At 61.5% G+C, this 17,598-nt stretch carries 18 protein-coding genes; 9 read left to right on the top strand and 9 right to left on the bottom strand.

The annotated features are described in order from the left end of the window. Positions 1–58: 58 nt before the first annotated feature. Positions 59–853, bottom strand: coding sequence for a hypothetical protein (locus ACIQTS_RS15790; protein WP_402473850.1), 795 nt, complete (start codon positions 851–853; stop codon positions 59–61). Continuing rightward, positions 850–1,773 carry an ATP-binding cassette domain-containing protein gene (locus ACIQTS_RS15785; protein ID WP_402473849.1) on the bottom strand — a complete coding sequence of 308 codons (924 nt, stop codon included), beginning with the start codon at positions 1,771–1,773 and terminating at the stop codon, positions 850–852. Before ACIQTS_RS15785 ends, ACIQTS_RS15790 begins: the two co-directional genes overlap by 4 nt. A 140-nt stretch (positions 1,774–1,913) precedes the next feature. Between ACIQTS_RS15785 and ACIQTS_RS15780 the strand changes: the two genes are divergently transcribed. Both ACIQTS_RS15780 and ACIQTS_RS15775 read left to right on the top strand, forming a co-directional pair. Continuing rightward, positions 1,914–3,263 (top strand): sensor histidine kinase, encoded by a 1,350-nt coding sequence (locus ACIQTS_RS15780; protein ID WP_402473848.1) that lies wholly within the window; start codon positions 1,914–1,916, stop codon positions 3,261–3,263. A gap of 15 nt (positions 3,264–3,278) precedes the next feature. Further along, positions 3,279–3,956: a response regulator gene (locus ACIQTS_RS15775; RefSeq protein WP_402473847.1), complete on the top strand. Its 678-nt coding sequence runs from the start codon at positions 3,279–3,281 to the stop codon at positions 3,954–3,956. On the opposite strand, the gene soxR is transcribed toward ACIQTS_RS15775, so the two are convergent. After that, positions 3,937–4,446: a redox-sensitive transcriptional activator SoxR gene (soxR, locus tag ACIQTS_RS15770; RefSeq protein WP_402473846.1), complete on the bottom strand. Its 510-nt coding sequence runs from the start codon at positions 4,444–4,446 to the stop codon at positions 3,937–3,939. The two genes, ACIQTS_RS15775 and soxR, sit on opposite strands and share 20 nt — an antisense overlap. 87 nt (positions 4,447–4,533) lie before the next feature. Here soxR and ACIQTS_RS15765 point away from each other — a divergent pair, with 87 nt between their 5' ends. The 5 genes from ACIQTS_RS15765 (at position 4,534) to ACIQTS_RS15745 (ending at position 8,037) form a co-directional block, all read left to right on the top strand. Continuing rightward, a complete protein-coding gene (locus ACIQTS_RS15765; protein WP_402473845.1) occupies positions 4,534–4,767 on the top strand; it encodes a hypothetical protein in 234 nt (77 codons plus the stop codon). Between the two features lie 185 nt (positions 4,768–4,952). Continuing rightward, complete coding sequence (locus tag ACIQTS_RS15760) at positions 4,953–6,086, top strand: LLM class flavin-dependent oxidoreductase (RefSeq protein WP_105661548.1); 1,134 nt, start codon at positions 4,953–4,955, stop codon at positions 6,084–6,086. Beyond that, positions 6,070–6,528 (top strand): MarR family winged helix-turn-helix transcriptional regulator, encoded by a 459-nt coding sequence (locus ACIQTS_RS15755; RefSeq protein ID WP_105658053.1) that lies wholly within the window; start codon positions 6,070–6,072, stop codon positions 6,526–6,528. Before ACIQTS_RS15760 ends, ACIQTS_RS15755 begins: the two co-directional genes overlap by 17 nt. A gap of 122 nt (positions 6,529–6,650) precedes the next feature. Then, entirely contained in the window at positions 6,651–7,334 is a 684-nt protein-coding gene (locus ACIQTS_RS15750) for a hypothetical protein (RefSeq protein ID WP_402473844.1), read from the top strand. Between the two features lie 109 nt (positions 7,335–7,443). After that, a complete protein-coding gene (locus ACIQTS_RS15745; RefSeq protein ID WP_402473843.1) occupies positions 7,444–8,037 on the top strand; it encodes a dihydrofolate reductase family protein in 594 nt (197 codons plus the stop codon). A 13-nt stretch (positions 8,038–8,050) separates the two neighbouring features. On the opposite strand, the gene ACIQTS_RS15740 is transcribed toward ACIQTS_RS15745, so the two are convergent. Then, positions 8,051–8,527, bottom strand: a complete 477-nt coding sequence (locus ACIQTS_RS15740; RefSeq protein ID WP_105658050.1) for an SRPBCC domain-containing protein — start codon at positions 8,525–8,527, stop codon at positions 8,051–8,053. A 69-nt stretch (positions 8,528–8,596) separates the two neighbouring features. Further along, entirely contained in the window at positions 8,597–9,106 is a 510-nt protein-coding gene (locus ACIQTS_RS15735; RefSeq protein WP_400290887.1) for a GNAT family N-acetyltransferase, read from the bottom strand. A gap of 449 nt (positions 9,107–9,555) precedes the next feature. On the opposite strand from ACIQTS_RS15735, the gene ACIQTS_RS15730 reads away from it, so the two are divergent. Together ACIQTS_RS15730 and ACIQTS_RS15725 are read left to right on the top strand one after the other, a co-directional pair. Continuing rightward, positions 9,556–10,983, top strand: a complete 1,428-nt coding sequence (locus tag ACIQTS_RS15730; protein ID WP_402473842.1) for a D-alanyl-D-alanine carboxypeptidase family protein — start codon at positions 9,556–9,558, stop codon at positions 10,981–10,983. A 300-nt stretch (positions 10,984–11,283) separates the two neighbouring features. After that, positions 11,284–12,459: a hypothetical protein gene (locus ACIQTS_RS15725; protein ID WP_402473841.1), complete on the top strand. Its 1,176-nt coding sequence runs from the start codon at positions 11,284–11,286 to the stop codon at positions 12,457–12,459. A 164-nt stretch (positions 12,460–12,623) separates the two neighbouring features. Here the strand turns inward: ACIQTS_RS15725 and ACIQTS_RS15720 are convergent, their stop codons facing one another. From ACIQTS_RS15720 to nadA, 4 genes are read right to left on the bottom strand one after another with little or no spacing between them, the layout of a single operon-like run. After that, positions 12,624–13,766: a cysteine desulfurase family protein gene (locus ACIQTS_RS15720; RefSeq protein WP_402473840.1), complete on the bottom strand. Its 1,143-nt coding sequence runs from the start codon at positions 13,764–13,766 to the stop codon at positions 12,624–12,626. Beyond that, on the bottom strand, positions 13,763–14,629 hold the full coding sequence (nadC, locus tag ACIQTS_RS15715) for a carboxylating nicotinate-nucleotide diphosphorylase (RefSeq protein ID WP_400290879.1): 867 nt from the start codon (positions 14,627–14,629) through the stop codon (positions 13,763–13,765). The genes ACIQTS_RS15720 and nadC overlap by 4 nt, the downstream gene beginning before the upstream one ends. Beyond that, the gene (gene nadB / locus ACIQTS_RS15710) at positions 14,626–16,269 is read right to left on the bottom strand and encodes an L-aspartate oxidase (protein WP_402473839.1); all 1,644 of its coding nucleotides are present in this window, start codon (positions 16,267–16,269) and stop codon (positions 14,626–14,628) included. Before nadB ends, nadC begins: the two co-directional genes overlap by 4 nt. Further along, on the bottom strand, positions 16,266–17,549 hold the full coding sequence (gene nadA, locus ACIQTS_RS15705; protein WP_402473838.1) for a quinolinate synthase NadA: 1,284 nt from the start codon (positions 17,547–17,549) through the stop codon (positions 16,266–16,268). Before nadA ends, nadB begins: the two co-directional genes overlap by 4 nt. Positions 17,550–17,598: the final 49 nt, after the last annotated feature.

Below are 17,598 nucleotides of genomic sequence, written 5' to 3'. Positions count from 1 at the left end.
GTGCGCACAGCGGGGTATCGGGCATCATGCCCGATACCCCGCTGTGCGCTGCCTGCGGCTAGGCGTCGCGCCGCTTCAGCGAAACATATCCGGCTCCGAGCAGGGCCACGGCCCAGCCTGCCAGCACCAGCAGCGCCACCGTCGGCCCATAGGGTTCGGTGGCGCCGGTGGCCATGAACGTCGCCGCATTGCTGGGCAGGTAGTCGGCCACCGTCTGCACCCATGAGAAGGGAATCAGCTGCAGGATCTGCGGCAGCCCGGTCACCAGCATGATCGCCGAGACGATCGCCTCGGCCGAGTTCCGGCACAGCAGCCCGAGCCCGAGCACCATCAAGCTCAGCAGCGCCAGGTAGGTTCCGGCGCCCAGGCAAGCCGAAACCAGGTCGGAGAAGGTGAAGGTACCGTACGGCCCCGCGCTGAGCGCTGCCGGGATGGTGCCCACGCCGATTACGGCCACCCCGGCAGCGAAACCGAGCCCGGAGAGAAGCAGCGACTTCGCTGCCAGCAGCAGCCCGCGGCGCGGTACCGCTTGCAAGGAGGTGGTGATGGTGCCGCTGGAGTACTCGCTGGTGATGTGCAGGGCCGCGGCGGCAGCGAAGAACAGCTGGCCGAATTGCAGGGTTGCGAAGACCATCAGCGGGGCGGGCATCGCCGTGTCGAAGCCATTGTCCCCACTGGCTTTCGCGCTGGCACCCAGCAGCCACCCCAAGGCGATGGACAACGCGATTCCCGAGCCATAAAGCCAGAGCAGCGACCGCAGCCCGAAGAATTTAGCGGCCTCGGCGCGCGCCGCCGCCAGCAGCCCTGCGCCCGGGTATCCGGATGCGGACTCTTTGATCTGCAGCGTGCTCATTTGCTTCCCGCTCCCCTAGCTGATTCGGCGGAGTACTCCACCATGCCATGCGTCAATTGGTTGTAGGCGTTTTCCAGCGATCCGTGGGCAACGCTCAGTTCATGCAGCTCGATGCCATGGGCGAAGGCCAGCCCACCGACATTTTCCAGCGGCAGGCCGATGACCTCCAGCCGGTCCTCGCCAGCGTTCAGCTCGATGCCCGGTCGCTGCAGGAGTCCGGCGAGCGCCGCGAGCTGCGGCGAGCGCACCGTAATGACCTGCTGGGTGAATTGCCTGATCAGCTCCCTGGTGGGGGCTTGGGCGATCAGCTCTCCACGGCCTATCAGGATCAGCTGGTCCGCGACCTGCTGCACCTCGCTCATCAGGTGGCTGGAGACGAAGACGGTCCCGCCGCGATCCGCCCGGGCGCGCAGCAGCTGCCTGATCCAGACGATCCCTTCGGCATCCAGCCCGTTCATCGGCTCGTCCAGGACCAGGATCTGCGGATCGCCCAGCAGCGCCGCGGCAATGCCCAGGCGCTGGCGCATGCCCAGCGAGAATCCGCCGATCCGCTGGGTGCCCACGGACTGCAGCCCGACGTCGGCCAGTACCTCATCCACCCGGGTTGCCGGGATCCGGTTGCTTTGCGCCAGGGACGCGAGGAAGGTGCGCGGGGTGTGCCCCGGGTGCCCCGCCGTGCCGCAGATGTGCGCTCCGATAACCTGCAGCGGGTAGCGCAGCTGCGCGTAGGGAACCGAATTGACCAGTGCCCGCCCGCTGCTGGGCGCGTCCAGTCCGAGGATCATCCGCATGGTGGTCGATTTGCCGGCCCCGTTGGGTCCGAGGAATCCGGTCACCTGCCCGGGTTCTATGGTGGCGGTCAGCGCATTGACGGCGCGGGTGGCGCCGAAGTCCTTGCTCAGCGCTTCAAGTGCGATCATGGTGTGCTCCTTTGGTTCTGCGCTCAACCCTAGGATTCGCCCGGGCCGCCGCGCACCGGCTGGAAGTCGGCCAACGCGCGGCCCCGAACCCCTACCTTGGTCGGTGTCTGGCTGCGCCGATTCTGCGTAGCATGTTGATCATGACTACCTCGTGGAAGCAGCCGGTCCTGTTGCTGCTGCTGGCACTGTGCGCCTATCTGGTTCCCATCTCCACGAACGGGGCCTGGGTTGTGCTCGCTCCCCTGGCCGCGGCCTGCAGCTACCTGGCCGGACGGCATGTTTCCGCGCTGGCCCATGGATTGCTGGCCCTCGGGGCAGGGACGCTGGCCTCCGGGGTGACGCTGGCATGGTCCTCGCACCTGAGCCTGCTGGCCTTCGCACTGAATATCCTTACGGGCCTGGTGCTTTTCGCGCTGCTGCCCTGGTGGGCGGGCCGGGCGCGGCGCAATGCGGTGCTGTTCCGCAGCCAGGAGCGCCGGCATGTGGTGGTGCAAGCCGAGCTGCGGGAAAGGGCGCGCATTGCCGAAGCCATGCATGACCAGCTGGGCCACGATCTGGCGCTGCTGGCACTGTCCACCGGCGGGCTGCAGGTGTCCTTGGAACAGGGGACGCCGGCCTACGAACAGGCAAAGCGGATCCGCGAGCAGGCCGATGAGTCCATTGAGCATCTGCACCAGATCATCGGGGTGCTGCACGAGGACGGCGAACAAGCGCCGCTGGGCCCGGCAGGTTCATCGCTGGAGCAGCTGGTCGAACAGGCCCGGGCCAAGGGCATGAAGATCAATTTCTCCCGGAAGGGCCCCTCGCTCCAGGCCCCCGGATCCATCCGGTGGGCCGCGGTGCTGCGCCAGGTGGCCCAGGAGGCGTTGACCAATGAGGCGAAGTACGCGCCGCATGCCGAGGTGGACCTCGAGCTCGATACGCGCTCGGAGCAGGCGGTGCTGAGCATTTCCAATCCGCTGCATGGCCCCCTGCCTCCCAGCCGGGTTGGGGCCACCGGGATAGCTTCGCTGCGCGGCACCCTCGAAGCTGCCGGAGGCTCGCTGGCGGTGCACCGCACCAAGGAGCGTTTCGAACTGCGCGCTTCCATTGCCCAGGCATCCCCGCACCCGGCGCCTGCCGGGGTGCAGCCGCCGGTGAAGCGCACGAGCACCTCTATGCTGGTGCTGATGCCGGTCCTCGCCGTCACGGTGATTGCCGCGGCCCTGCTGCTGTTGCAGCATGCCACCTACCAGGCCACCGCCCTGCACCCCTCGGACTTCCAGAAGCTCTCGGTGGGCATGGACGCACGGCAGGTTGCTTCGCTGGTCCACGCCCCAGGCCTGGATGAGCCGCTTCCCGTGATCGACGAGCCGGCACCGCCAGGAGATGCGCAGTGCCGCTACTACGCGGCCCGGACCGGGCTGCTGGATCTGGGCAGCGAGATGTTCCGCCTGTGCTTCACCGAAAACGTACTGGTTTCCACCGACCACCTCTACCCCGCCGGCTAGCCAAAGGAACTGCAGATGAGCATGGATACCCCCGTCAGCGTCCTGCTGGTGGATGACGATGCGCTGATCCGCGCCGGGCTGCGCGCAATCCTGTCCAGCGACCCGGGCATCTTCATTGCCGGGGAAGCGGAGAACGGGGTGCGCGCCATCGAACTGGCCGCGCGCCTGGACCCCTCGGTGATCCTGATGGATATCCGCATGCCGCAACTCGACGGACTGGGAGCCATGGAAGCAATCCTGGGCCAGGCTCCGGAAACCAAGGTGCTGGTCCTGACCACCTTCGGCGAGGAGGAATACATCAACCGGGCCATGTCCGGCGGAGCCTGCGGATTCATGCTCAAGAGCTCGGGACCCGAGGAACTGCTCGGCGCCATCCATGCGGTGGCCGAAGGCGCCGCGGCGCTCTCCCCGCGCATTGCCCGGAGAGTGATCGACAAGGTGCGCGGGATCGACACCGCCGCGCAGTCCCGGGCCCGGTCCCTGGTCCACGGCTTGACCGTGCGCGAACGCGAAGTCCTTGCGCTGGTGGGCGAGAGCCTGTCCAACGCGGAGATCGCCGCCCGGCTGGTGCTCACCGAGGTGACGGTCAAGGGGCATATGACCGCAATCCTGCTCAAGCTCGGTGCGCGCAACCGCGTGGAGGCCGCCCTGATTGCCTATCAGGGCGGAATCGTCACTCCACGGCGCCGGTAACCCCGTGGCTGGAGTTCGCATCGAGTTTGCGGATCCAGCGAGAGCCTTCGCCTTCCGCGGCAGCCTCGTCCCCGGGGTTGACCAGCGAGCAATTCTTGATCGACAGGCATCCGCAGCCGATGCATCCATCCAGCGAATCCCGCAGCGATTCGAGCTGGAGCATGCGGCGATCGATGATCTTCTTCCAATGCGTGCTGAGCTGTTCCCATTCGTTCTGCCGTGGCGCCCGGTCCTCGGGCAGCTCGCCCAACGTGCCGGCGATTTCAGCCAGGGTCAGGCCCACGCGCTGGCCAGCAGCGATAATCGCCAGCCTGCGCAGCGTGTGCTTGGGGAACACGCGCATGTTCCCGTTGGTCCGCGTGGAGAAAATCAGGTTCCGCGACTCGTAGTACCTGATCGCGGCCACTGATACTCCCGCGCGCCGAGCGAGATCCCCGATGCCTAATTGGCTTTTCCTTGTTGGAACTGCGGACTGGCCGGAGGATGTCATATGAGAAATTATTCAGGTCCGGCCGCTTGACCTCAAGTTAGCTGGAGCCTGTTGGCTGTCGTATGAACTTCTACGAAAGGCCAACTCATGAACGCAACCCAGATTCCGCCATGCACCATCCTGCTCGCTCGCATCCAGGAGCAGCAATCCGGTACGGATACCGGATCCGCGCTGACCGCGCGCCAGCTGCGACGGGCTTTGCGCCAGTTGCGCAAGCACAGGCGCAATTGCCGGTGCGCGCCAGGGCAGCCCTCTTTGGAACCGTCCCACGAGCAAGGCAACTTGTTCTGGGGTGCAGGTTTCATCCCCACCCGCCGTTGACTTATTGCCCATTGACTCATTGCACGTTGCCGGCAGTGTGACGGGCACCCGCCGGCCGGTTCACCCCAGGAAGAAAGATCTCCGAGGAGCCCGGGAATATTTGACGCATCAACTTGTTATTACATGCATACGCATATAAATTGGTGGCAGGACATAACGCTTGCACCAGGAAGACAGGAGTGGACATGCAATTCGGAGTATTCTCAGTCAGCGACATCACCCGCGACCCGACTACCGGCCGCATCCCTACCGAAAAAGAGCGCATCGACGCATCGGTGGCGATCGCCAAGAAGGTCGAAGAAATCGGCATGGACGTCTACGCCATCGGCGAGCACCACAACCGCCCGTTCTTCTCCTCCTCCCCTACCACCACACTGGCCTACATTGCCGCCCAGACCGAGCGCATCATCCTTTCCACCACGACCACGCTGATCACCACCAATGACCCGGTGAAGATCGCCGAGGACTTCGCCATGCTCCAGCACCTGGCAGATGGCCGAGTGGACCTGGTTCTGGGCCGCGGCAACACCGGGCCGGTCTACCCATGGTTCGGCAAGAACATGCAGGACTCGGTCAACCTGACCGTGGAGAACTACCACCTGCTGCGCCGCCTGTGGGATGAGGACGTGGTGAACTGGGAAGGCAAGTTCCGCACCCCGCTGCAGAACTTCACCTCCACCCCGCGCCCGCTCGATGACGTGGCACCATTCGTCTGGCACGGCTCGATCCGCACCCCGCAGGTAGCAGAAATCGCCGCCTACTACGGTGACGGCTTCTTCGCCAACAACATCTTCTGGCCAAAGGAGCACTACCAGCAGCTGATCAACCTGTACCGCGAGCGCTACGAGCACTATGGGCACGGACGCGCCGACCAGGCCGTGGTTGGTCTGGGCGGCCAGTTCTACATGGCCAAGGATTCCCAGCAGGCAGTCAAGGAATTCCGCCCGTACTTCGATAACGCCCCGGTCTACGGCCACGGCCCGTCGCTGGAAGACTTCACCTCCCAGACCCCGCTGACCGTTGGCTCCCCGCAGCAGGTGCTGGAGAAGACGCTGTCCTTCCAGGAGTACTTCGGCAGCTACCAGCGACAGCTGTTCCTCATCGACCATGCCGGCCTGCCGCTGAAGACCGTGCTGAACCAACTGGACCTGTTCGGCGAGTACGTGCTGCCTGAACTGCGCAAGGAAATGGATTCCCGGGCACCGAAGGACCTTACCCCGGCTCCTACCCATGCGGGATTGGTTGCTGCTCGCGACGCTAAACTGGAAGCTGAGCAAGCAAACACCAAGGAGCCTGTAGCAAGTGACCGGGACCAGTAATCCAGCAGCCTCATTGAAGGTCGCCACCGATGCCTGGGAGGCTCTTTTCCGGGCACAGGTGGCGGTCATGCGCCAGATCACCGCAATGCCGGAGTTCGGCAAGCTGTCCATGCGCGAGTACGACGTGCTGTTCAACTTGCGCACCTGCCCCGGCGGCAAAAGCCGGATGGTCGACCTGAACAAGCAGTTGCTGATTTCGCAGCCCAGCCTCAGCCGCATGGTCACCCGATTGGAAGACCAGGGGCTGGTAGTTCGCGAGGCCGACCCGGATGACCACCGTGCCATGCAGCTCTCGCTGACCGAGGCAGGCCGCAAGCTCCAGCAGGAAATCGGAAGGGAGCACGTCAAGCATCTGCACAATTTGCTGGGCACCGCACTGACCGAAGAAGAATTCCATGAGTTGGAACGCTTGAGCACCAAACTGCGTGAAGCGGTGCAGTAGCTTTTGCCCCAGCCCGGAAGGACATGCCATAGGCAGCTCCTTCCGGGCTCCCGGGCATTCCATGGGATTAAATTGATTCAGCATCAACTGTTCAATCACGGCGCACAGAAGGCAGAACACTCTTGAAGGACGAAAAGCTATTCAGCTTGGAAGAAGCTGCCAGCACCCTTGGCGTAGAAACCAAGGAGTTGCGCAGCTATCTGCGCCAGCATCGTCCCAAGGGCGCCATCCAGAAGCCGCCTCAGCCAGGTGGCAATTGGCATGTCTCCGCCGCTTTGCAGACCCAGCTTCAGTTCGCCGGCGCGCCGGGGCTGGAAATTTCCCTCACGCCCATTGACGACCAGGTCATTGAATCCCTGGACTGGTCGCCGTGGGACTCCTTTGAAGCCACCGCCGACTCGGCGCCAGTGGCCCCGGGTGTCTACATGTTCCGCCGCGCGGGCGCCTCGGAACATGAGCCAATCTACGTGGGCCAGGCTGGCGAACGCAGCGGAAAGGGACTTCGCGGAAGACTGAAGATCTATTCCAGCGGCAAGGGCGCGACCTCCGGCATGGGCAAATACGCTTTTGACGAAGGACTAGCGGATCCCCAGTGGCTGCGGGACCTGGCAATCGAGGCGGACCGCGGTGAATCCCGCTCAATCCAGCAAGTGGCACGCCTGGCCATTGACCGCTTGAACCTTGAAGGCCGGTGGGTCACCTGCATCCACCGCAAGGCGGCCCTGCTCCTGGAAGCAGCGCTGATCCGGAAATACCACTTGTCGCTGTGGAATGTTGCCGGTGCGCCAAAAGACGTGGAGAGCTAGGCGTCCGGGTGCATTGTCCCGGACTTGGGCTTGATTCTGCCTCCGGGCAGGTTCATTGTAGGAGTAGCCACTCTCCCGCCGGCATGTAGGTTGAATCGAGGCATTTGCCATGGGCTCGGTAGTTTGCGATGTCACCGTCTCCCTGGACGGATTCTGCGCTGGACCCCATCAGAGCATGGATAATCCGCTGGGCGAGGGAGCCGAAGCCCTGCACCGCTGGCAGTTCGAGCGCCTCGAAGAGAACCAAGCGGAAATTTCCGCTATTACCGAAGCCTCGGCTTTCATCATGGGGAGCAAGATGTTCGGCCCTCCAGCCGGTGAGGAAAACGCCGACTGGATCGGGTGGTGGGGAAAGACCCCTCCGTACCATGCCCCGGTCTTCGTGCTCAGCCACCATCCGAAGCCGATGCTCTGCCTGGAGGGCGGGACCAGCTTCCAATTCGTCCCCGATGGGATCGAGGAAGCCCTCGCCGAAGCCCAGGAAGCGGCGGGAGAGAATCCAGTGGCCATCGCCGGTGGAGCAAACACCGTTGTGCAGTTCTTGCGAGCCGGCCTCATTGACGAGCTGCGGCTGCATATCGCGCCCATCCGCCTCGGGCATGGCGAACCGATCAGCGTTGAAGATATAGAAACGCATATGGACCGCGTGTCACGGCGCGAAACGACGCTTGCCACGCACGTCTACTACCAGCGCCGCCGCTAGCTGCCGATCCCGGCTATTTGTAGAACCCCTCGCGGAGGTTGATCCCGTATTCCAGCCACGCCTTCATCGCGGCCAGCATCCCAGTCCAGCCCTCGCAATTCCCAAAGGCAGCCTTGGCTCCTTCGGAGGTCGCCACCCAGCTGGCCTCGCTGATGGTCACCTTGGTTCGGGTGCTGTCTTCCAGTGAAGCGAATTCGAACGTCACGGTATTCATGCCATCGGCAGCAGTGGATTGCTGGCCGCCCCATTGCAGGACAATACGCTTTGGCTCTTCCACTTCCACGATCTTGACCGGGAACGGGCCGGGGAAATCATGGAAGTCCCAGGTCACGGTGGCACCGTTTTCCATGTGCCCGGATGCTCCGCCGGTAGTGAAGTAATGGGAAAGCTGTTCTGGATCAGCCACAGCTTCGTATACTTGCCTGATCGATTTGGAAATGATTCCCGACACGGTGAAGGACAGTTCGCGAAGCTCTTCATGTGGTTCCATAAGACAGGTTTACGCCCGAAGAGCACTAGTGACAATAGATATGGGAAAATTCCCAGCGAAAATTAGCGCTTAGACGCCAAACGGCTTGGCATAGCGGTAGTTGCCGCGCGGCAGGCGGTTATCGTCGAAGACCCGCACCATGAAGTGCTCGCCCCATGAGGTGCGCGTAGGCAGGATCCCGCGACCTTGCGCCGCTTCGTAGCCGAAGCGGCGGTAGTAGCCAGGGGCGCCCAGCAGAACGATACCGCTGATGCTTTCCTGCTCGGCCTTGTCGTGAATTTCTTGCATCAGGATCGACCCGACACCTCGGTGCTGGTATTCCGGGGCGACAGCTAGCGGGCCAAGTCCCAGCAACGGTTCCCCGTCCACTTCGCCCCATGTAGCGATGACGTGCCCAATGACCGTTGTGTCATCCAGGGCAACGATTGAGAAACGGTTATCGTACTGGTCGCAGTCGAATAGACGCTGCAGCAGTCCGACTTCCTCAGGCTCAACCATCGGATCGATGCCGGAGAACGCAGCATGGGTTATTGCATACACCGCAGCTCGGTCATCGAAGACTTCTGGACGGATACGCATGCACGCAAACCTACCAAATCTCGCCGAGCTAGAAAAATTGGCCCTTCGCGTTCTTCCACCAACTTGACTCCAGGAACGGGGCATTGTCCAGGCGGCTGGCGTGAGGATTGCGACTTCTTGCAAGCAAAGTTCAGCGAGCATTTTCCCAGGCCGCGCTCCTTGCGGCACGCCTGGCCGACTGGAAAACCCAGTGGCGAAGACCCTGCGGCCACGGCCCATGGAATACTTGCGGTGCCTCAAGTGGGAGGCCGTTTATCCATATCCGCACCGCCAGCAGCCACTGGTTGCCGGCCTCTGGCGCCAAGGGCGGAACTGCCGCGCTAGTTGATTCAAAAGATTGGCCCAACGAGACCATTCCTTCTCTAACGTTTGCAGTAACGTCTTGAACGAGTCATGGATAGATGATGGAATGATGGTCGCATCGCTTGTCACCTCTATCGGAGAGTTCCATGAAACTGCCTCGGGCGTTCAAGACTTCAATGGCTGCCGTCCTGTCGGCCGCACTGCTTGCAACAGTGCTTCCGGCAACCCCGGCACTAGCCACAGCCCCTGCTCCAGCAACTTCAGCGGTACAGGCTCAGGCACTGGCAGTTGATAGCGGACTGCAGATTGCCGCCAAGAGAATCCAGCGCAATCCGAGCAAGGATGACGTCTTCGTCAACAAGAAGTACCCGCTCAGTCCCGTTAAGTACGCACCGAAGACGGTAGCGGTCAAGGGCACCAACGTCCGGCTGAAGTCCTCGGCGGCCAAGGCCTACAGCAAGATGGCCAAGGCAGCTGCGAAGGACGGTGTCAAGATCCGGGCTGTCAGCGGTTATCGTTCATACAACCGCCAGGCTGAGCTGTTCAACTACTACACCCGCATCTATGGCAAGAGCTACGCTTCACGCATCTCCGCTGTACCGGGCACCAGCGAGCACCAGACTGGCCTGGCCATTGACGTGGGAAATGCCAACGGCGCTTGCGGTTTGCAGGCCTGCTTCGCCAACACTCCTGTGGGCAAGTGGGTCGGCAAGAACGCACACAAGTACGGCTTCATCATGCGCTACCAGAAGGGCCAGGAATCCGTCACGGGCTACTCCTACGAGCCGTGGCACTTCCGCTACCTGGGTACCTCCTTGGCCAAGAGCGTGAAGAACTCCGGCGCCAAGAGCCTCGAAGCCTACTATGGGGTTTCTGGCAATAAAGCCAAGAGCACTCCCAAGCAGACCAAGGGCACAGCGCGGACCACCGCGAATCTGAATATGCGCACCGGGGCAGGCGCCGGAAACCGGCTGTTGCTGACCATCCCGAAAGGCAAGAGCGTCCAACTGACCGGATCCAAGAAGTCCGGTTGGTACCAGATTCGCTACAGCTCGAAAACCGGTTGGGTATCGGGCAAGTACCTGAAGAACATCTCGATGCCGGCAGCACCGAAGAAGGATTCGAAGAAGAGCGCGCCTCAGAAGAGCACCAGCAATGCCAAGTCTGCCAAGACCACTGCGAACTTGAATATGCGTGCCGGGGCAGGCACCAGCCATCGCGTCGTGCTGACTATTCCGAATGGCAAGAAGGTCGCCATTCGCGGCGCAAAGAAGTCCGGTTGGTACCCGGTGAAGTACGCAGGGAAGAATGGCTGGGTCTCGGGCACCTACCTGAGCAATTTCTCCTCCTCCGGGACTGCACCGAAGACCACCAATCCCAAGAGCTCAAAGTCCTCGTCTAAGAAGACCATCGCGAACCTGAACATGCGCAGTGGCGCGGGAACAGGCAAGCGTGTCATCCTCACTATTCCCAAGGGAAAGACGGTGACCATCCGCGGCTCGAAGAAGTCCGGCTGGTACCCGGTGAAGTATGCCGGGAAGAACGGCTGGGTCTCCGGCACGTACTTGCGCTAGCTGGTTGGACCACACCAGCGCATCCGCAGATTGAGAGATAGACGATTCATTTTCGAATGAATCGTCTATTTCTCTTTTACCGTTTTCTTGGGCTGCGGTGCAGCAACCCCACTTCTAAGTGCGGGCCTCCATCTGTTGTGTCGAACAACGGCAGGTTCACTGATCACCAATTCGCAGGTGGTTTCGCCGCTTCATGGTTCCCCTAGGATCCTGCTTTCTGGCGCGTATTGGATAAGCTGTGAGCGACTCGCCTACACTTCGCACCGCTGGTTTCCAGCACATACATTTGGGGGAAATAGATTGCAGGAGAATACGAATGAGAAGCCGGATCTTGCCAGCCAGCAGGAGGCCGAGCTAGGCATTGCTGATCCAAGTGCTACGCAGTCTGGTCCAGAAGCTGACGAGACCCTTGCCAGCATGCTCAAGGATCAAAATCTGGATGCCGAGCAATTCGCTACCGTTTTCCTCAAGAAAGTTATCCGGCTCAGGGGTGTGAAAATCGACCGCGAGCACTTTCTCACTGCAGAGCTCCACAAGAGGGGCTTGAGCCGCGAGCAGATAGAACGCGCAGTCTCGACCAACCCAGCCGCAGCGGGGATCGGGCCAGAGATCCTTGACGATATTGCTTCCAATTCCATTGATTTCGAAACTCGCAAGTCCACTGCCTTGTCATTTGCCAGTGGATTGCCTGGCGGGCTTTTCATGTTCGGTACGATCCCGGCGGACATCACCCAGTTCTACATCCATGCATTCAGGGTCATGCAGAAGATCGCCTACACCTACGGCTGGCAATCCTTCCTGGACGACGTGGAACACATCGACGATGAAACACTGGGAAAACTCGCCGGTTTCCTCGGCGTGATGATGGGAGTCAGCGGTGCGTCTACCACGGTCGGCCGGTTTGCTTCCCAGGTAGCTGGACCGGCTATCCAGAAGAATCTCGCGAAACAGGCTCTAACTAAAACAGCATGGTACGGTCCGATGAAACAAACGCTGAAGTTGATTGGCGTCAATGTCACCAAGCAAAGCTTCGCCAAGAGTGTCAGCAAGATTGTTCCCGTCGTTGGCGGGGTGGTCTCCGGTGGGCTGACTTTTGTCACGCTCAAGGTGCAGTCCAGTAGGCTCAAGCAGCATCTGCGCGAACTCCCGCCACCGCTGGTTGACGCGGCAGAGTACTTGGCTGCGCTGCATGATTTGGACGCGGCCGAGGCTGAACACGGCCTTTCCACGACACTGACCTCAGCAGGCGCGTCCGCCCTCGACAAGGCACAAAAGGTGGCGGGTTCCGTGCGCGATAGCAACTTGGTGAAAGGCAGCCTGTCCGGGGCATCAGCTGGCGTATCCAAAGCGAAGAATCTCGGCTCTTCACTGGCCGGTGCCGCTAGCGGACGAATGGCAGGATTGAAGCGCGCCGAACGCCACCGGGCACTACCCGCAGCTGCCACCGGCGATCAGCCAGAGACAGACGACTGCTAATCAGGCGAACTCGGATATTCCCCATTAGTTGGAACTTGCCTTCACAGCTTTTGGGGAATATTCCGTTCCCGAAGCACTAATGCACGACCATATGCGAAGAGAACTCGCGGCATATTTGCTGCGGCTCGCAGAATTAATCGAGCCTGCAGAGATTATCGAATTGGCTACTTCAAGAGCCCGGAGACGCAGGAAACTACAGCCGAGGCCACCTGGCTGATCTCATTTTCTTTCGCGGTGCGCGTGAACGAAAGACGGACAGCAGTATGAGCCAGTTCTTCTTCATAGCCCATCGCAGTGAGCACCGCCGAAGGATCGGTCGAGCCCGCTGCGCAAGCAGAACCTGAAGAGCACAGGACTCCCCTGCGGGCCAATTCAATCAGCACAGTTTCGCCTGCGGTCTTCGGGAAAACGAAGGAGACTATGCCTCCAACACGATGTTCCGGATCCCCAGTCAGCTGGACGCTGCCCGGATGCTTGGCATTGAGCTCCTTGAGAATCCGTTCAACCAAGTACGGGCCAAAGCTCGCGCCCAGTCCTGCTTCGCGCTGTGCGGTCGCTGCCTGCAATGCCACAGTTATGCCCACGGCAGCGGCCGGGTTCTCGGTTCCCGAACGCATTCCGCCCTGCTGTCCGCCACCGTGCAGCAGCGGCACAAAGCGATGCGTGGCGGACAGGTACAGTGCTCCGCTGCCCTTGAGGCTGCCGAGCTTGTGCCCGGAAATGCTCAATGCGTCCACAGCGGCGCACAACGGCTTGAGGTCAATCCAGCCGGCGCCCTGCACGGCGTCCGTATGCATGATCGCCCCAGCGTTGCGGGCCAGTTGGGCAACCTGCACTACCGGTTGAATGGTGCCGACTTCATTGTTCACTGCCATCACCGAAACCACGGCAACAGCTGCATCGATCAGCTGGCCGGCCGCATCCAGATCGACCAGCCCCGTGGCCGATACCGGGATGATGCGGTGTTCGAATCCGTGGAATTCAACAAGGTACTTGCAGGCTTCCAGTACCGCTGGATGCTCAATGGAACTGGAGACCACCACGCGTCCGCGGGGGTTGGCCAAGGCCGCCCCGATCACGGCAGCATTGGCCCCCTCGGTGCCGCCGGAAGTGAAATAGATTTCCTCAGCTGCCACGCCCAGCTGGCTAGCCACCTGGGTTCTTGCCCAGTCGTTAGCCCGCTTGGCCTGCTGGCCTGCTTCATGCAATGATGCCGGATTGCCGAAATCTTTGGTCAGCAACGGATTGAGCATGTCGAGTACATCTTGGCGAGGCGGCGCAGTGGATGCGGCATCCATGTAGATCATGCAATAACCATATCCAGTCCAAGGTCAATCGCTTTCACCGAATGCGTGATGGCCCCCGAGGAAATGACATCAACACCAGCTTCAGCGACAGCCACGACTGTTGCGGCGTTGATATTTCCGCTGGCTTCGACCACCGCTTGCCCGTTGATCAGTTCAATGGCTGCGGGAATGTCCGCCGGATCGAAGTTATCCAGCATGATGATATCCACGCCGGCGGCGAGCACTGCTGGAATCTGCGCAATCGAATCCACTTCAACTTCCATCGACGTGGTGTGCCCCAGCCGCGCACGTACGGATTTCAAAGCCGCCGTAAGCTGCTCTCCGTTATCCAGCAAAGCCAGGTGGTTGTCCTTGGCCATGAAAGCATCCGACAGGTTGTCACGGTGGTTGACTCCCCCACCGCAGCGCACTGCGTAGCGTTCAAGGACGCGAAGGCCTGGCGTAGTTTTCCGGGTATCGACAATGCGGGCTTTGGTATGCGCAACCAGGCCGACGAGCTCAGCGGTCGCCGTGGCGATGGCACTCATGCGCTGCAGGAGATTGAGCCCCACGCGTTCAGCGGTCAGCAAGCTCGCCGCCGGCCCGGTGACCTTGATCAGGCTGTCACCGGCGGCAAACGTGTCTCCGTCGGCAATCAGCTGTTCCACCTCCAGCTGCAGATCCACTAGCTGCATTGTCCGGGTGAATACCGCACCTCCGGAGAGTACGCCTGGCTGGCGGGCCTGCACCACAGCAGTCGCTGTCGCACCTTCGGGAACAATAGTCAGCGCGGTGATGTCGCCGCGCGGATTGTCCTCGGCGAGCGCCAGCTCGATGATGCGGTCCATGGCGGCGTTCGGTACCGGATGGGTCGAAGTGTTCACGCGTTCAATTCCTTGCTCAAAAGATTTTCATTGTCCAGCTCGCTTGGGTGCAGAGTCCAGCCATAGCGCACACCCTCATCTGGCTGGCTGCTGGTGAATTCCGTTGAATCCAAGCGATGGTGCGCACCCAGGCTTTTGGTGCGTGCCATGGAACCTGCGGCGATGATCCGTGCGGTGGTCCACAGGTTGCGCAGTTCCGATTGCTCGCGGGCAGTGGCAGCTACAGGCGCGCTCGTTGCTAGCAGCTGGACCATTTCTTCGAGCTGCACGCCGGTGCGGTAGACACCAAGTTTGCTGCTGGCTGCCGTTTGCAACTGTTCAAGATCCAGAGGTGCTTCCGGGCTTGGCGCGCTGATCTCCTGGACCACCAGCCCGCTGATATCGCACCCGGTGTCGGAAGCTTCACCGGCCATGGCGGCAACCGCGTTCCGCGCAAAAACCATGGCCTCCAGCAACGAATTGCTGGCTAGGCGGTTGGCGCCGTGAACTGTCGTGTTGGCGCATTCGCCGGCCGCATAAAGACCGGGGACAGAAGTTCGTCCTGACGTGTCGGTGTAGATCCCGCCCATGAAGTAGTGCTGGGCCGCTACCACCGGAATCAGGTCATGAGCCATGTCCAGGCCGGAGCCGCCCGCGGTGCAATTCGCGAGCTTGGCGGTGATGGATGGGAAACGGCGAGCGAGGAATCCTGCGCCGCGCGTTTCTTCCACGGCCCGCGCATCAAGGTACACATGGTGCCCGGCTTGGATCTGCTCATGGATGCCTCGGGCCACGACATCACGAGGTGCCAGCTCAGCATCCGGGTGAATTCCAGGCATGAACCGCTGCCCTGCGTCATTGACCAGGATGGCGCCCTCGCCACGGACGGCTTCGGAAACCATTCCGGCTTCGGGATATCGGGCAGGGTCAACCAGCGTTGGGTGGAACTGGACGAATTCGGCATCCGCGATGACAGCACCTGCCCGGGCGGCCAGTCCCAGGCCGTCGGCGGTTGCTCCTCGGGGATTGGTGGTCGCTGAGTACAACTGGCCCAGTCCGCCGGTAGCCAGCAGCACGGCGCTGGACGAGAGCAGCTGCATTTCATCGTGGCGCAAGTAGTGCACCCCTGAGACTCTTCCGTCCTGCAGCTGCAGTTCGGTGGCAAGCGCGTCCTCGATAATACTGAGCTTCTTGGCAGTCTCCTGCTGGCGCACGGCACCAACCAGGGTTTGCACCAGTGAAGCGCCGGTGGCATCCCCGTTGATATGCAGAATCCGGTGCGCGCTGTGCGCGGCTTCAAGGCCAAGCTGGTAGGCACCGTCTGCATCGCGGTCAAAGGCCACTGCATAGGATTCCAAAGCCTGCACTAGCTCGTCGCCTGAGGTACACAGGTGTTCCACCGGTCCCACGCCGCAGTGGCCAGCGCCAGCTTTGAGCGTGTCGGCAACGTGTTTGGACACGGAGTCGCCTTGGGCCATGGATGCTCCGGTAACAGCTGATAGCCCGCCCTGCGCGAGCTCGGAGTTCGAGTCCCCCAGTTTGCCTTTGGTCAGCAATACCGGCTGGATGCCCAGCTCTACGGCTTGCAAGGCAGCACACAGGCCGGCCACACCGGAGCCGACGATCACCAGCTTCTTCGGTTCTTGTTGCCCCTGGCTCATGGCTTGGCAGCTAGCATGCGCTCCAGGGCGATCTTTGCATCCCCTTGCTGTTCCTTCGGCACGGAAATCTGGTTGACCACTCGTCCGGCAACCAGCTCTTCGAGCACCCAGGCAAGGTAGCCCGGGTGGATTCGGTACATCGTGGAGCAGGGGCAGATCACCGGGTCCAGGCAGAAGATGTTGTGCTGCGGGTACTGGGCAGCCAAGCGGTTGACCATATTGATTTCGGTGCCGATGGCAAAAGCAGTTGGCTCGGTAGCAGCGGCAATAGCCTTTTGGATGTAGTCGGTAGAGCCTGCTTCATCTGCCGCGTCCACAACTTCCATGGGGCATTCGGGATGCACAATCACGCGCACGCCGGGGAAATCCTCGCGCGCCTTGGCGATCTGCGCGGGGTTGAAGCGCTTGTGCACGGAGCAGAAGCCGTGCCACAAAATGACCTTGGCATCGAGCAGGGTGGTGGCTTCGTTCCCGCCTAATTCCTTGCGCGGGGTCCACATCGGCATCTGCTCCAGGGAAATGCCCATCGCCTTGGCGGTGTTGCGCCCAAGGTGCTGGTCCGGGAAGAACAGGACACGGCGTCCCCGCTCGAAAGCCCACTGAAGAACAGTTGCAGCATTGGAGGATGTGCAGACCAGTCCTCCGTTGCGACCGACAAAGGCCTTGAGCTCTGCAGAGCAGTTCATGTAAGTCACCGGAATGACCGGCATCCGCCCGTCATCGGCTTCATCCGCATACAGGGCGGTGAGCTCTTCCCAACACTGTTGCACGCTCGGACCGTCTGCCATGTCCGCCATGGAGCAGCCTGCAGCAAGATTCGGAAGGATCACCGACTGGTCCTCACGGCTGAGTATATCTGCCGTTTCGGCCATGAAGTGCACCCCGCAGAACACGATGGCTTCGGCCTTGTCGCGGGTCAATGCGGCGTTGGCCAGCTGGAAGGAGTCACCCACGAAATCTGCGTACTTCACGACTTCATCGCGCTGGTAGAAGTGCCCGAGGATCACTGCCCTGTCCCCCAGGGTTTCCTTGGCCGCCAAGATGCGGGTATCAAGCTTAGCGTCGCTGGCCTCCAGGTATTCCTCCGGGATCGAACCCTGCACCGGGTAACCCGTTGGAACCGAATCCTCCTGGGAGGCACCTGGCCCGTAGCCTGCGGGGGTGTCCCACGGGTTGGAGGCCAGGTCGGTGGAACAGGTGGAAGCCGGAGCCAGCAGATTGAGCCGAGCGATGTTCTGGGCTACCGAGGCGTTGGCGTTGTCAGTGATTTGGGTGCTCATGGGTTCGTCCGTTTCTTGCAGGATGACGGTGAAAAGTATGGATGGTGCT

The sequence above is a fragment of the Glutamicibacter sp. NPDC090743 genome, from assembly GCF_044769125.1.
Taxonomy (GTDB): domain Bacteria; phylum Actinomycetota; class Actinomycetes; order Actinomycetales; family Micrococcaceae; genus Glutamicibacter.
The sequence above is the reverse complement of the archived record's forward strand: the minus strand, read 5'-3'. Positions and strand labels throughout refer to the sequence as shown.

Coding starts and splice junctions, on each gene's coding strand:
- ACIQTS_RS15785 (WP_402473849.1), bottom strand. CDS start 1,773: ATGATCGCACTTGAAGCGCTGAGCAAGGACTTCGGCGCCACCCGCGCC.
- ACIQTS_RS15740 (WP_105658050.1), bottom strand. CDS start 8,527: ATGGAACCACATGAAGAGCTTCGCGAACTGTCCTTCACCGTGTCGGGA.
- nadB (WP_402473839.1), bottom strand. CDS start 16,269: ATGAGCCAGGGGCAACAAGAACCGAAGAAGCTGGTGATCGTCGGCTCC.
- soxR (WP_402473846.1), bottom strand. CDS start 4,446: ATGACATCCTCCGGCCAGTCCGCAGTTCCAACAAGGAAAAGCCAATTA.
- ACIQTS_RS15775 (WP_402473847.1), top strand. CDS start 3,279: ATGAGCATGGATACCCCCGTCAGCGTCCTGCTGGTGGATGACGATGCG.
- ACIQTS_RS15730 (WP_402473842.1), top strand. CDS start 9,556: ATGAAACTGCCTCGGGCGTTCAAGACTTCAATGGCTGCCGTCCTGTCG.
- ACIQTS_RS15780 (WP_402473848.1), top strand. CDS start 1,914: ATGACTACCTCGTGGAAGCAGCCGGTCCTGTTGCTGCTGCTGGCACTG.
- nadA (WP_402473838.1), bottom strand. CDS start 17,549: ATGAGCACCCAAATCACTGACAACGCCAACGCCTCGGTAGCCCAGAAC.
- ACIQTS_RS15745 (WP_402473843.1), top strand. CDS start 7,444: ATGGGCTCGGTAGTTTGCGATGTCACCGTCTCCCTGGACGGATTCTGC.
- ACIQTS_RS15760 (WP_105661548.1), top strand. CDS start 4,953: ATGCAATTCGGAGTATTCTCAGTCAGCGACATCACCCGCGACCCGACT.
- ACIQTS_RS15765 (WP_402473845.1), top strand. CDS start 4,534: ATGAACGCAACCCAGATTCCGCCATGCACCATCCTGCTCGCTCGCATC.
- ACIQTS_RS15790 (WP_402473850.1), bottom strand. CDS start 853: ATGAGCACGCTGCAGATCAAAGAGTCCGCATCCGGATACCCGGGCGCA.
- ACIQTS_RS15720 (WP_402473840.1), bottom strand. CDS start 13,766: ATGATCTACATGGATGCCGCATCCACTGCGCCGCCTCGCCAAGATGTA.
- ACIQTS_RS15735 (WP_400290887.1), bottom strand. CDS start 9,106: ATGCGTATCCGTCCAGAAGTCTTCGATGACCGAGCTGCGGTGTATGCA.